Origin of the sequence: Cumulibacter soli (genome assembly GCF_004382795.1) — a bacterium.
In the GTDB taxonomy this organism is placed as follows: domain Bacteria; phylum Actinomycetota; class Actinomycetes; order Mycobacteriales; family Antricoccaceae; genus Cumulibacter; species Cumulibacter soli.
The window spans coordinates 319,854-333,459 of record NZ_SMSG01000002.1; the positions used below are offsets into that span (position 1 = coordinate 319,854).

Genomic DNA, 13,606 nt, shown 5'->3' on the forward strand with positions numbered 1-13,606 from the left:
AGGTCATACGGATCAGGAGTTCGATAACGGGTGCGCGAGGCCTGCGCTCAACTGATCGAGCTGTCGGCGCAGGATGTCCAGCAATGGCTCCGCGTGACCGCCGGCGCCCCACACGCTCAGCGCAGTACCTGCGGCGGCCCAGGTGGAGGTGACGACGAGTTCGATATATCCGTCGGGGAACGGTGGATCGTGATCGGCGAAACGCTCATGTAACCGCGCCACCCAATGCGCCTGCGTCGACATCGACACCCGCAGGAAACTTCCGATGAGCGCGGGCTCGCGCTCCAGGATCTTCCGACGTAGCCGAACCGGGGTGAGATCGTGCTTGCGCTCATCCATCAGGTCGAGCATTGCTTCGTGCGCGCCACCCAACGGACCCAACGACCGATCCGCACCCGCGATCAGCGAGTCGGCCGCCTCAAGGCGATCCTCGGCGGGGGTGAAGAGCGCTTCATCCTTCGATGCGTAGTAGTTGAAGAACGTTCGCGGCGAGACGCCCGCGGCCACCGCGATGTCGTCAACGCTGACGCCGCAGATACCCCGGTCAGCGACCAACTCCAGCGCCTTGCGACGGATAGCGATACGCACGGCGCGCTTTTTGCGCTCGCGCAGCCCGAGCTCCATAACTTCATCTGACACGCTGACAACTGTAGCGATAATTGCAGTCGCTGCAAAGTTGCAGGCAGTGCATGCTTGGTCACATCGGTCGGCTATGCGTTGCGAAAGACTCGCCAACAACGACGACGCCCGCCCACCGCGAGGGTGGACGGGCGTCGAGGATGATCGCTGGCGCTAGGAGGGATCTGCTCCGTGGCACCGCTTGTACTTCTTACCGCTGCCGCAGGGACACGGGCCATTGCGGCTCGGGCCGTTCTTGCTCGGGCCTCCCTTATTGGCCGACGGCGCCCCCGGCTTCGCGCGGCGAGTCTGGGTTGTGCCATCTTCGCTCGGGCCCGAGAGCACCAGGTTCGCGTCCTCCTCCGGTTCGGCGAGGGCAGTATCTGCCGATGCGCCGGCCTGAGATGCCGCGGCCCCCAGCGGCGCCCGACTCTGGATAACCCGGCGCTTCTTGCCGCCCTTACCGGCTCCAGCATTCTTTGCAGCGGCCACCTTCTGCGGCTGTTCGGCCGCCGCCGGCGCTGCCTGCGCCCCTGCCGGCGCCATGGCACGTAGGCGCGCCAACGGGTTCTCACCGGCGGCACCCACGGCGCTCTGCACGGACACCGACGGTGCACCCTCAGGCTTGGGCGGCTCGGCCTTGAACAACAGACTGATCGTGTCTTCCTTGATGCCGTCCAACATCGTGTTGAACATTTCGAAGCCCTCGCGCTTGTACTCCGTCACCGGATCGCGCTGCGCCAGGCCACGCAAGTGGATTCCCTCGCGCAAGTAATCCATCTCATAGAGATGTTCGCGCCACTTGCGATCGAGCACGGACAGTACGACGCTGCGTTCGACCCGGCGCATCTGCTCATCGCCGAGGTCGTTTTCGCGCTCTTCGTAGGCAGCCTCGACATCGGCGATCGCTTCGTCACGCAGCCGGCCGGCGCTCAACGAGGCGCGGCCGCCGGCCTCCTCGATGACCTCATCCACGTCCAGTGTGATCGGGTACAGCGAGCGGAACGCGCTCCACAACTCGTCCAGATTCCAGTCCTCGGCGTACCCCGTCGCCGTGGCGCCCTCGACGTACTGCTCTACGACATCGGCGATCATCGACTGAATCTGCGGCTTGAGGTCTTCCCCCTCCAGCACCCGCCGACGCTCGGCATAGATGACCGTGCGCTGCTGGTTCATCACCTCGTCGTACTTGAGCACGTTCTTACGAATCTCGTGGTTCTGCTGCTCGATCTGCGTCTGCGCGGACAGGATGGATCGGGTCGCCCACTTCGATTCGATCGGTACGTCGTCCGGAAGCCGCAGCCGGGTCAGCATCGCTTCGAGCATCTCGCCGTTGGAACGCCGCATCAGATCGTCGTGCATCGACAGATAGAACCGCGACTTGCCGGGGTCGCCCTGACGTCCGGCACGACCGCGCAACTGGTTGTCGATGCGCCGGGACTCGTGCCGCTCCGTACCGAGAACGTACAGCCCGCCGGCATCCAGCACTTCCTGATGCTCGGCCGCGACCTCCTGCTCAGCGGTGGCCAGTTCGGCGTCCCATTCGGCCTCATACTCCTCTGGAGTCTCGGTCGGGTTCAGCCCGCGCTCGCGCAGCCGGAAGTCGGCGATGTGTTCCGGATCCCCGCCAAGCTTGATATCGGTACCGCGCCCGGCCATGTTCGTGGCGACCGTGACCGAACCGCGTCGGCCCGCCTCGGCGATGATGTGCGCCTCCGACTCGTGATGCTTCGCGTTGAGCACCTCGTGCGGGATTCCCTTGCGGGTCAGCAATTTGGAGAGCAACTCGGACTTCTCGACGCTCGTCGTACCGACCAGCACCGGCTGACCCTGTTCGTGCGCATCGGCGATATCGTCGACAACTGCACTGAACTTCGCGGCCTCGGTCTTGTAAATCACGTCCGAGTGATCGACGCGCTGCATCGGTCGGTTCGTCGGGATCGGCACCACGCCGAGTTTGTAAGTCTGCGACAGTTCCGCGGCCTCGGTCTGTGCCGTACCGGTCATACCGGACAACTTGTCGTACAGCCGGAAGTAGTTCTGCAAGGTGATCGTGGCGAGGGTCTGGTTCTCCTGCTTGATCTCGACCCGTTCCTTGGCCTCGATCGCTTGGTGCATGCCCTCGTTGTACCGCCGGCCGGACAACACGCGGCCGGTGAACTCGTCAACGATCATGACCTCACCGTTGTTGACGATGTAGTCCTTGTCCTTCTTGAACAGTTCCTTCGCCTTCAGCGCATTGTTCAAGTAACCGACCAGCGGCGTATTCGCCGACTCGTACAGGTTGTCGATCCCCAACTGATCCTCGATCAGCGCGACGCCCTCTTCGGTGATACCGACGGTGCGCTTTCCTTCTTCGACTTCGTAATGCCGGTTCTTCTTGAGCATCGGCGCGAGCCGCGCAAACTCCAGGTACCACCGCGGCGAGTACTCGGCCGGTCCCGAAATAATCAACGGGGTACGGGCCTCGTCGACCAGGATCGAATCAACCTCGTCAACCACGGCAAAGTTATGACCGCGCTGCACCAGGTTCTCGATCGACCGGGCCATGTTGTCGCGCAGGTAGTCGAAACCGAACTCGTTGTTCGTGCCATAGGTGATGTCGCACGCGTACGCCTCGCGACGCACCGCCGGCCGCTCGTTCGCCAGGATCGTGCCCACGCTCAGCCCGAGGAACTTGTGCACACGGCCCATCCACTCCGCGTCACGCTTGGCCAGGTAATCGTTGGTCGTCACCACGTGCACGCCGTCGCCGGACAACGCGTTCAGGTAGACCGGGAGCGTGGAGACGAGCGTCTTACCTTCACCGGTCTTCATCTCGGCGACGTTGCCGAGATGAAGTGCCGCGCCACCCTGCAACTGAACGTTGTAATGCCGTTGACCAAGGGTGCGACTCGCGGCCTCCCGGACCGTCGCGAACGCCTCGACCATGATATCGTCCAGCGTCTCGCCGTCCTCCAGCCGCTCGCGGAACTCGTCGGTCTTGGCGCGCAGTTCAGCGTCAGTCAGGTCCGTGAAGTCGTCCTCAACAGCGTCGACAGCGTTGGCGATTGTCTTGAGTCGGCGAAGAATCTTGCCTTCGCCGGCGCGGAGTAAGCGTGCAAGTACCACGTGTGCTGTCAGTCCCTCGGTTGCGGTAGAAGGTGCGGCACGCGAACACGACGATGGTCGGGCAGCTGCGCCACCCGACCATCGTACGTCGCTACCGTGCTCAGTTCTTAGTCTGTTCGCCGAACGCGCACGCGCACTCAGCCGGCGCGCAAGGCGTCATCGAGGCGGATAACGCCGTAATCGTACGCGCGGCGGCGGTACACCACTGTGGGTTTGTCGGTATCACGGCACCGGAACAGGTAGAAATCGTGGCCCACCAACTCCATTGCCTCAAGCGCTTCGTCCACCGACATCGGAGTGGCCGGATGCGACTTCTCACGCACTATCTGGCCTGGTAGATAGCCGTCCTCGGCCGATTGCTCACCCGAATGCTCGGCGACGTACGCGTCGAGCAACCGGTCGATCTCGGCGGACGCCGCAGACATCGCCTGCGCCTGCTTGATCGGGTCGCGTAACGACTCGGCGTTACGACCGTGGTGGCTGCGACGCCGCTCGGCGCCCTTGCGCATCCTCCGCTCGAGTTTGGTAGCCGCGTCATCGAGCGCGGTGTAGAAGTCCGCGGATGTGGACTCCGAGCGAATGACCGGGCCCTTGGTCCTGACGGTGATTTCCACACGCTCGACTTTCTGCGTGAAGTCGTCGCCCTTGCGGTTCTTCTCATGCGAAAGCTCCACGTCCACCGTCATGAGTTTGCTGTCGTAGCGTTCGAGACGCTCAAGCTTCTCGCTGACGTGCTGACGGAAATGGTCGGGAACGTCGACTCCTCGTCCGTGAACGACAATGTCCATGGCGATCCTCCGTTTTCTGCGGAACCGTATGAGGTACTTCCACCTCAATGACCCCACGCTAGTACGAAACGTTCACCAGTGCGCTAGTGTCACGACACCTGTTTCGGGGTCTGCGCGACGACCGCCGCACGTATCGTTCGCGCGCCCGCGGACCGCAGTAACGAGTGTGCTTTCTCCAGCGTCGAACCGGTCGTCACGATGTCGTCGACGAGCAGCACATCCCGCTCACCCACCAACTCACGCACCCGCCGCCGCGCGTACATCGACGTACCGCGTGCCATCCGGCGACCGGACGCCGACAGCTCGACCGAGTCGTCGCCTGCTCGGGCACCCAAAGCGATCACGATCGGCCGCGGAGCGGGCAACGCACGCAGCAGTCGCACCATATGGTCACCGCCGCGGGCACGTACTGCGCGCGAGGTACTCGGCATCGGTACCAACACCGGATCACCCAGCCCGTCGCGCGCCGCATCGATCGCCGCCTGCAGCAGCCATCCGATCGGGGCCGCCAGATCGCGCCGTCCGCGCTCCTTGTAACCCAATAGCGCCTCTCGCACGTCACCGTCGTACGAGCAGGCCGCGACCGTTCGCAAACCCCCTGGATGCTCGCGAAGTTGCAGCGCGAGCGCGTCCGATCGACATTGCTGACACCAGGCGTACGCGCGTCGATCGCAGCCGAGGCAGCGCACGGGCAGCACCAGATCGCTTCCGGCGCGCCACACTCGGCGAACTATCCAGGAGGGCGGACCGCTGGAGCGCACGGCTATCCCGGGTAGAACGGGTCGGCTCCGGCCACGCCCACGCTATTGACCAGCGAGGCCCAGTTGGAGTCCTGCAGACGCAACACATTGCCCTCGATCGAGCACAGGAACATCCGTCCGGGAGCCGCACTCAACGCGGTCGCATCGTGATCACCCGGCGGCGCGCTCAATTGCACACGCTGCGACCCGTCGACCAGCATCGTGTACGGGTACACGGTTCCGGTGGGGCTCGAGCGCCCGAGCAAGGCCAGCGTCCGTGCGTCGTTCCAGGCCACAGCGGAGACATCCAGATCGGCGGCGATCGGTTCCGGCGGGAGCAGCGAGACCGACTCGGAGGTCGCTTGCACCGTCGAGAGGTACAGCCGCTTTTTCTCCGCGGAGTCGCCAGCGATGATCGCGAGGCGAGCGCCGTCGCGTGACAGCACGATCGTGCGGATCTTGCCGATGTCGCCCAGCGAACTGGTGTCGACGACCTTCGGGACGCCGTCCGCGGAAACCCGGATGATCTCCGAACCGTTGCGCGCGATCCAAAACTCCTGCGTCGACGGTCCCCAGGTCGGCGCGGTGAGCGTCTTGGTGCCCGGCAGGTCAACCGTGTCCAGCACGCCGTTCAGCGGACCGGTGCGCAGCACCGGTGGATCTGCCGCACCAGAAACCGCGGCAATTCGGGTGTTGTCCAGGGTGTCTGCCACGGAAACCGCGGCCTTGGTGATCGCGTACTCACCCGTGCCGACTGGGCCGTCGACCGGCTCGGTCGTCGCGTTGAAGACGGCACCCTCGTTGAGGTAATAGGCGGTCGCGGCGACCGGGTATGAATTCGGTTCGTACTCCGCCCAATCGCTGAGTGTCTGCGTCTCGCCGATGTTGGGGATGCTGATCGGATCGCCGTTGCTGGTGATCCGAAGCGACTCGATACCGAGATCCGAGAGGGTCCAGATGAGCTGGGCCGACAGGATCCGCAACTGGCCCTCGCTCTTGTCCTCCAACCCGCCGAGGTCCACGGTGATCGGCTCACCGCTGTAGGCAACCGCCGACCGCAGCTGTACGGGGTCGGCAAGTTCGTTCCGTACGCCGGGCTTCAGCGCGCTGACCGGCCCGTTCAGCAGCGCGCGTACCAGGCGGTTGGCCCGCTGCTCCGGGTTCGTCCGGAAGTAGCGCACATCCGGGATGAGTCGAGTACCGGAAGGGTCAGCGAAGTACACGCTCGCTTCCTGGTACAGCGCGTCAAATCCATCCCGGTCCAGGATGAGCCCTTCCGGAGGGTTGGTGATTCGCCACTCGCCCTGGATCTGCTCGAGCTCGAAATCGTAAGTGTGGCTACCGACGTCGGTGTGGTAACCGCCGGAGGAGTCCACCCTGGCCACCCGGTTCGCCGAGAACGTCACCGAGCCCGCCGCGCTACCGGGTGTCGCGTTGTACGCGACCTCGATCACCGTGACCTGATCGGACGGCGTCCACTGTTCGGCAGCTTCGGGGGTCAGGTATTGACGCGCGATATCGGTCGCGGTCAACGCGGTGATGAAGTCGCGCACGATGCGGTCGGTGGACGATCCCGGTTCCGGACCGCCTGGCTGGATGCCTAGCCCTTCGTTGGTCTCGTCCGGCACCGAAGCGGGCGGACCGACGACCACAGGGTCGGTGCTGGCGGGTATAGCCGAGCATCCGGTCAGCAGGAGCAAGGCCGCCGCGATCAGCGCGAGCACGCGCGTGCGTCTGTTCACGGGTCAATCACCTGCTGTTCGGAACTGCGGCTGGACGGCGACTCCAATTCGAGCCTCGGCGGGGCCGGCATGAGTTCGGGTACGCCGCCGACGGATCCGCCGTACTCGCCTTCGGGCACCAGCGGAAGCGCCGAATGGGTCACGACGTCACCAACACGCACCGGCACGGTCATCCGGAAGAACGCACCACGACCCGGCGCGCCCCACACATGCAACCAGCCCAGGTGCAACCGGACGTCCTCCACGCTGATGGCCATACCGAGACCGGTTCCACCAAGTTTACGGACCCGCGAGGGGTCTGCACGCCAGAACCGATCGAACAATCGGGCCGCGGCCACCGCGTCGATGCCGACGCCGTAGTCACGTACGCCGATCGCGAGTACGTGGCCGTCAGTCGCGGCGTGAATCTCTACCGGCGCGTTAGCCCCATGCTCCAACGCGTTCGCGAGCAGATTGCGCAGTACGCGTTCGATCCGCCGCGGACTGATCTGCGCCTGCCCGAGTTCACCGTCAATGTGCACGATCAACTCACAACCGTGTTCTGCCGCGAGCGAGCGGTAACCCTCGACGCAGTCACGGATCAACTCGGCCACGTCGGTGGCCGCGGCGTCGAGTTCCAGACCGCCGGCGTCGTACCGGGAGATCTCCAGCAGGTCCTTGAGCAGTGCCTCGAATCGGTCGAGTTCGGCGCTCATCAACTCGGCGCTGCGGGCGGCCGCCTCGGGGAACTCCTCGCGGTAGTCGTACAGCAGGTCAGCGGCCATCCGCACGGTCGTCAACGGGGTGCGCAATTCGTGCGAGACGTCCGAGGAGAAGCGCTGCTGAACTTGAGAGAGCGCTTCGAGTCTGATGATCTGGCTCGACAGCGAGGCCGCCATCTCGTTGAACGAGGTGCCCAACCGCGCCAGATCGTCCTCGCCGCGCACGTCCATCCGCTGCTGCAGATCACCCTCAGCCAACCGTTGCGCCGTGCGGCTGGCTTGCCGGATCGGCAGGACGACCAGGCGTGAGACCAACAGTCCGATGCCGGGGATGAGGATCAGGAACGCGAGGGCCGCACTGACGACGGTATTGACCACGAAGTCCATCACCGCGACCTCATTGGCCAGCGGATACACGTAATAGACCTCGAAGCCGCGATCGCCGGGGACCGGCGACCCGACGATCAGCACCTGCTGCGTGGTGCCGCGCAGGCTGATGGTCGCCAGTTGCTGCGCCACGTTTCCATCGCGCACTTTCTCGGTGAGCCCCACCGGAATCGTCTCGATGTACAGCGTGGGTTCGGAGCGGATTGGCCGGCGCAACTGGCCATCGGCATCACGCGAGGCCGCCATCATCCAGAATTGGCCGGCCGAGGTGCCCTGCCCTTGTAGGTACTGCACCGCGGCGCGCACTGTTTCGTTGGCCGAGGACTGCGCATCCGCGCCGACCGTGTCCAATTCGTTCTGGATGTACTGGCTGCCGCCGGTGGTCTGCTCTACCGCAGCGCTGGTCTTCGTGCGCAGCAGTTGCGTACTGATCTGAGTGATCAGGATGTAACCGATCACCGCGACTACGGTGGCGGTCAGTACCAACGTGAGCGCGACGACGCGTAACTGGAGCGAGCGCCGCCACCGGGAAATCAATCGCGCGCTGATGTTGCCGACGCGTGCACGCACCGCCTCGAGGGTGCTCATCGCGCGCTCGGCGAACGACGTTGGCGCCGGCTGATCTACGTTCGGTTGCTCCGATGACACGGTGGTTACGGCGGGCCCGCCTTGTATCCGACGCCGCGGACGGTCAGCACGATCTCGGGATGCTCCGGGTCACGCTCGATCTTCGAACGCAGCCGCTGCACATGCACGTTGACCAACCGGGTATCGGCGGCATGCCGGTAGCCCCATACCTGCTCCAGCAGTAACTCGCGGGTGAACACCTGCCGCGGTTTGCGAGCGAGCGCGACCAGCAGGTCGAACTCCAACGGCGTCAGCGCGATCTGCTCGCCCTCGCGAGTGACCCGGTGACCGGGTACGTCGATCAGCAACCCCGCGATGTGCAACTCCTCCGCCGATTCCGGCTCCACCCGACGAAGCCGGGTGCGAATGCGCGCGACGAGTTCCTTCGGCTTGAAGGGTTTGACCATGTAGTCATCGGCACCCGACTCGAGCCCGAGGACGACGTCCACGGTGTCGGCCTTCGCCGTGAGCATCACGATCGGTACGCCGGACTCGGCGCGGATCGCGCGGCAGACGTCGATGCCGTTCATACCCGGCAGCATCAGATCGAGCAGGATCAGATCCGGTTTGAGTTCGCGGTACGCCGAGATGGCCCGGGCACCGTCGGCGACGAACGCCGGTTCGAGCCCTTCGTTACGCAGCACGATGCCGAGCATTTCCGCCAAGGCCGGGTCGTCATCGACCACCAGGATGCGAGGTTTCATAAACCGGGTTCACCCTCCGTCCGCGTCTGCGGGTGCATGACGCCGTTGAGTCTACGGCGCGGTAGTGGCGAATAACGCCAGGCCCGCTGCGTTCGGCGCGTTCGGATCGCCAGCGAAAGCGCTCAGTAACGGTAGTGATCCGGCTTGAACGGGCCCTCGACGGGTACTCCGATGTAGTCGGCTTGCACCTTGCTCAGTTCGCTGAGTCGTACGCCGAGGGCATCGAGATGCAGCCGCGCGACCTTCTCGTCGAGCACCTTCGGCAGCACGTAGACCTGCTTGGCGTACTGCTCGTTGCGGGTGTGCAATTCGATCTGCGCCATCACTTGGTTGGTGAACGAGTTCGACATCACGAACGAGGGGTGCCCGGTCGCGTTGCCCAGGTTCAGCAGGCGTCCCTCCGACAGCACGATGACCGAGTGCCCGTCCGGGTACTGCCATTCGGCGACCTGCGGCTTGATATCCACCTTCGTGATGCCGGGCGTGCGCGCCAGCCCGGCCATATCGATCTCGTTGTCGAAGTGGCCGATGTTGCCGACGATGGCCTGGTGCTTCATCGCGGCCATGTGCTCGGCCATGATGATGTCGCGGTTGCCAGTGGTGGTGATGAAGATGTCGGCCTCGCCGACGACATCCTCCAGGCGCGCGACCTGGTAGCCGTCCATCGCTGCCTGCAGCGCGCAGATCGGGTCGATTTCGGTCACGATGACGCGAGCGCCCTGCCCACGCAGCGACTCCGCGGAGCCCTTGCCGACGTCGCCGTACCCGCAGACAACGGCGACCTTGCCACCGATCAGCACGTCGGTGGCGCGGTTGATGCCGTCAATGAGCGAATGCCGTACACCGTACTTGTTGTCGAACTTGCTCTTGGTGACCGCATCGTTGACGTTGATCGCCGCGAACAGCAGTTCTTCATCGCGGGCCAGTTCGTACAACCGGTGCACGCCGGTGGTGGTCTCCTCCGAGACACCGCGGATTCCGGCCGCCATCGCGGTGAACCGCTGTGCGTCGGCGGCGATGCTGGCGCGCAGCGTCGCGAGGATGACGCCGTACTCCTCCGGGTCGGCTTCGGTAGCGGTCGGTACGGCGCCGTCGCGCTCGCACTCGACGCCCTTGTGCACCAGCAGCGTCACATCGCCCCCGTCGTCGAGGATCAGGTTCGGGCCGGCTTCGCCGTCCCAGCGGAGCACCTGATCGGTGCACCACCAGTACTCCTCGAGCGTCTCGCCCTTCCAGGCGAACACCGGCACACCGCGCGGGTCGGCGGCGGTGCCGTCGCCGACGACGATGGCGGCCGCGGCGTGGTCCTGGGTGGAGAAGATATTGCAGGAGGCCCAGCGGACCTGCGCACCGAGCGCCGTGAGGGTCTCGATCAGTACGGCGGTCTGCACCGTCATGTGCAGCGAGCCGGTGATCCGTGCGCCGGCGAGCGGCTGCGCATCGGCGTACTCGGCCCGCAGCGCCATCAGCCCAGGCATCTCGTGCTCGGCGAGGCGAATCTCGTTTCGGCCGTACTCGGCCAGCGACAGGTCAGCGACTTTGTAGTCCAGACCGTTCGCTGCGATCTCGGCCGTCAGGTTGGTGCTCACTAATGACTCCTAGGTGGGGCTTGTTCGTAGAGGACGGCGCGCTAGCGCGAGCGCGGGACCTGCCCGACGCTGACATGCGATAGGCGGCCGGTGCCGTGGATACTGACCTGCGGTTCACCGCTGGCGATGTACGCCGATTCGCCCTTGGTGAGCGTCATCTCGCCGGCCGAGTTCATCAGCGTGACCTCGCCGTGCAGGCACAGCACGATGGACGGGCCACTCGTGCCGAGTTCACGTTTCGTCGTACCGTCCAGATTCCAGTCGTAGAGCGCGAACGAGCGGGCCGGCGTACGCCACGTACGGGCGCCGGCACAGGGTTCACCGTCCTCAATCTGGATCGGTTCGATGATCTGGTCGACCGCAGGTTCGAAGTCGAGGATCTTCAGCAGTTCGGCGACATCGACGTGTTTGGGGGTCAGCCCCCCGCGCAGGGTGTTGTCCGAGTTCGCCTGCGCCTCCAGCCCGGCGCCGTGTAGGTAGGCGTGCAGCATTCCGGGCGCCTGGAAGATCGCCTGGTCCGGCTGAAGCTCGATCAGGTTCAGCAGCAGTGACATCACCACACCGATATCGCCGGGGTACGCCTCGCCCAGCCGTACCGCCCAGTAGTAGGCCCTGGCGTGCGGGCCCGGCTCGTCGGAGCCGAGGATCCGGCGGCACTCCTCAATCACCTGTCCGGCGAGGTTCGCTTTCGCCTCGCTGGGCAGGCTCAGCAGCGTGGTGACCACGACGCGCAGACCGTCAGAAGCGCGACCGGTCAGCAGCGACGCGATGTACGGACCGAGTTGGCTGATCCCCAGACGAGCGAGAATATCGGCGGCTTGCGCGGCCTCACGGAACCCGCACAGCACCTCACACGGAACGAGCGCAACGAACAGTTCCGGTTTATCGAACGAGTCCCGATAGGACCGCATCGGATCGTCGATCGGGATCCCGGCCGCTTCCTCGGCCGCGAATCCGGCGCGGGCCCGCGCGGCGTTCGGGTGCGCTTGCAGCGACAGAGGGCGATCGGCCGCGAGCACCTTGAACAGGAACGGCAATCGGGACGGGAACTCGGCGTGCACGGCCTCACCGAGGTGACGATCGGGGTCGAGTTCGATCTCGTGTTTGAGCGTCGGTGAGCCGTCACAGTCGGCAATCCGGGACGACCCCAGCGGGTGAGCGCCGAGCCAAAGCTCAGCCTCAGGCCGGTCGGCATCATCGCGACCCAACAGGTCTGCGATGACCTTCCGGGACCCCCAGGCGTAGTTGCGGATCTCGTTCTCCAGGCGATACATGATCAACTGAGCCTAGCGGCGCACGTCACGATGGTGCTGTGTCGCGCGCTGGATGGGCTGTCGTCTCCTGTCAGTCGTTGGCGAGCGTGTAGTACGTGCCGCTGAGTTGGGCGAGCAGCACCAAAGCCATATCGCTCCAATGCTCATCATGCCCGAACGCCACGGCGCGAACCGCGCCGATCCGCTCGGCAACCCGCAGTGCCTCGTCAGCCACATCGGGTGCGCTCGGATCGGTGGGTCTCGCGCCGGACAACAAGACTAGCCCGCGAGCCGGAGCGAGGGTCTGCGGGCCGTCAATCTGCGGATCATAGAACAGGTCATCGACGCCACCGGCGGATCGCTCGTCGGCATAACCAAGCAGTTCAGTGAAGCTGAACCGTACGTCGAGCCCGCGCACCGACCAGGTACTTCGCGCGCCGAGCTCGTCGACCAGCAACCCTCCGGCGAGCGCCGCCGGCGTATCGGTAGCCACGACCAGCAGCGGTGAATCCAGCAGTGCGATCTGTTTGGCGGGGTTTCGGTAGGTCTGCACGACGGGGCCCAATGCTGCGGCGGCATCGTCGAGCACGTCGGCCAACGCCGCGAGTTCTGCGGTGGCGAACGAGGCGGCGATCGCCGCGACCGCTGACCACCACGCCGTAATGTCGTCGGTCTCCCCGAACGTCACACACGTCAGGTGACGTTCGGCGGCAGCGATGACGATCGGGCTGGATTCGGGCGCCACGACGATGACCTCGGCGCCGCGCGCGGCGGCCAGGTGCACGGCATCCAGTAGCCGCCGTTCCAGTCCGTTCACGCTGACGATGACCACGAGATCGGCGGCGCGCGGGAACTCAGCGCGTGCGTCGAGGGCCGGTAATGGGGTGCCGATCGGCGCCCCGAGGCGGGTGCACAGTTGCGCGAGCCCGGCACCTGCTGCCGGCGAGAGGAGTTCGGAACAGAGGACGCCGAATGCGCCTATATCCGCGCCGCGGAGCGCGTCGATCCGCTGTGCGGCGATGTGGCGCACATTCGCCCCGGCGCGCGCGATCGCCAGTAACCGACCACCGTCGCGGGCGGTCAGTTCGGCGGGATCGTCAAGGTCAGCCATCGGATGGGTCAGCGGGCGTCGTCGAGCAGGAGAACCGGAATACCTTCTCGAATCGGGAAGATTCTCGAACACGCACTGCACCGCAACGACCCTTCTTCGCCGCCGTCCGCGGTGCCGGGCGCGACTTCTACCAGCGGCGCGTGATCCTCGCTGGGACAGGCGAGCAACGCCAGCAGTTGTGGATCGATCAGGGCCATGTGTTCTCCAGATGATGTCACGCTAGAAAGCTTTCGAT

At 65.1% G+C, this 13,606-nt stretch carries 11 protein-coding genes; all 11 read right to left on the reverse strand.

From position 1 onward, the window contains the following. Positions 1-12 precede the first annotated feature (12 nt). Complete coding sequence (locus E1H16_RS05275; protein ID WP_134322643.1) at positions 13-639, reverse strand: TetR/AcrR family transcriptional regulator; 627 nt, start codon at positions 637-639, stop codon at positions 13-15. 153 nt (positions 640-792) lie between these two features. Then, positions 793-3,729 (reverse strand): preprotein translocase subunit SecA, encoded by a 2,937-nt coding sequence (secA, locus tag E1H16_RS05280; RefSeq protein ID WP_134322644.1) that lies wholly within the window; start codon positions 3,727-3,729, stop codon positions 793-795. Positions 3,730-3,866: 137 nt separating this feature from the next. Continuing rightward, positions 3,867-4,517 carry a ribosome hibernation-promoting factor, HPF/YfiA family gene (gene hpf / locus E1H16_RS05285; protein ID WP_134322645.1) on the reverse strand — a complete coding sequence of 217 codons (651 nt, stop codon included), beginning with the start codon at positions 4,515-4,517 and terminating at the stop codon, positions 3,867-3,869. 89 nt (positions 4,518-4,606) lie between these two features. Then, positions 4,607-5,239, reverse strand: coding sequence for a ComF family protein (locus E1H16_RS05290; RefSeq protein ID WP_134322646.1), 633 nt, complete (start codon positions 5,237-5,239; stop codon positions 4,607-4,609). 41 nt (positions 5,240-5,280) lie between these two features. Next, positions 5,281-6,999 carry an LpqB family beta-propeller domain-containing protein gene (locus tag E1H16_RS05295; RefSeq protein WP_134322647.1) on the reverse strand — a complete coding sequence of 573 codons (1,719 nt, stop codon included), beginning with the start codon at positions 6,997-6,999 and terminating at the stop codon, positions 5,281-5,283. Next, on the reverse strand, positions 6,996-8,675 hold the full coding sequence (gene mtrB, locus E1H16_RS05300) for an MtrAB system histidine kinase MtrB (RefSeq protein ID WP_134322648.1): 1,680 nt from the start codon (positions 8,673-8,675) through the stop codon (positions 6,996-6,998). The genes E1H16_RS05295 and mtrB overlap by 4 nt, the downstream gene beginning before the upstream one ends. Before the next feature lie 65 nt (positions 8,676-8,740). Beyond that, positions 8,741-9,418: an MtrAB system response regulator MtrA gene (gene mtrA / locus E1H16_RS05305; RefSeq protein ID WP_134322649.1), complete on the reverse strand. Its 678-nt coding sequence runs from the start codon at positions 9,416-9,418 to the stop codon at positions 8,741-8,743. 122 nt (positions 9,419-9,540) lie between these two features. Beyond that, on the reverse strand, positions 9,541-11,007 hold the full coding sequence (gene ahcY / locus E1H16_RS05310) for an adenosylhomocysteinase (protein ID WP_243837681.1): 1,467 nt from the start codon (positions 11,005-11,007) through the stop codon (positions 9,541-9,543). A 41-nt stretch (positions 11,008-11,048) separates the two neighbouring features. Beyond that, positions 11,049-12,281 carry a mannose-6-phosphate isomerase, class I gene (gene manA / locus E1H16_RS05315; protein WP_134322650.1) on the reverse strand — a complete coding sequence of 411 codons (1,233 nt, stop codon included), beginning with the start codon at positions 12,279-12,281 and terminating at the stop codon, positions 11,049-11,051. 70 nt (positions 12,282-12,351) lie between these two features. Further along, positions 12,352-13,371 carry a phosphoheptose isomerase family protein gene (locus tag E1H16_RS05320; RefSeq protein ID WP_134322651.1) on the reverse strand — a complete coding sequence of 340 codons (1,020 nt, stop codon included), beginning with the start codon at positions 13,369-13,371 and terminating at the stop codon, positions 12,352-12,354. Positions 13,372-13,379: 8 nt separating this feature from the next. Continuing rightward, entirely contained in the window at positions 13,380-13,568 is a 189-nt protein-coding gene (locus E1H16_RS05325; RefSeq protein WP_134322652.1) for a Trm112 family protein, read from the reverse strand. Positions 13,569-13,606: the final 38 nt, after the last annotated feature.

Coding starts and splice junctions, on each gene's coding strand:
- E1H16_RS05320 (WP_134322651.1), bottom strand. CDS start 13,371: ATGGCTGACCTTGACGATCCCGCCGAACTGACCGCCCGCGACGGTGGT.
- hpf (WP_134322645.1), bottom strand. CDS start 4,517: ATGGACATTGTCGTTCACGGACGAGGAGTCGACGTTCCCGACCATTTC.
- mtrB (WP_134322648.1), bottom strand. CDS start 8,675: ATGAGCACCCTCGAGGCGGTGCGTGCACGCGTCGGCAACATCAGCGCG.
- E1H16_RS05325 (WP_134322652.1), bottom strand. CDS start 13,568: ATGGCCCTGATCGATCCACAACTGCTGGCGTTGCTCGCCTGTCCCAGC.
- mtrA (WP_134322649.1), bottom strand. CDS start 9,418: ATGAAACCTCGCATCCTGGTGGTCGATGACGACCCGGCCTTGGCGGAA.
- manA (WP_134322650.1), bottom strand. CDS start 12,281: ATGTATCGCCTGGAGAACGAGATCCGCAACTACGCCTGGGGGTCCCGG.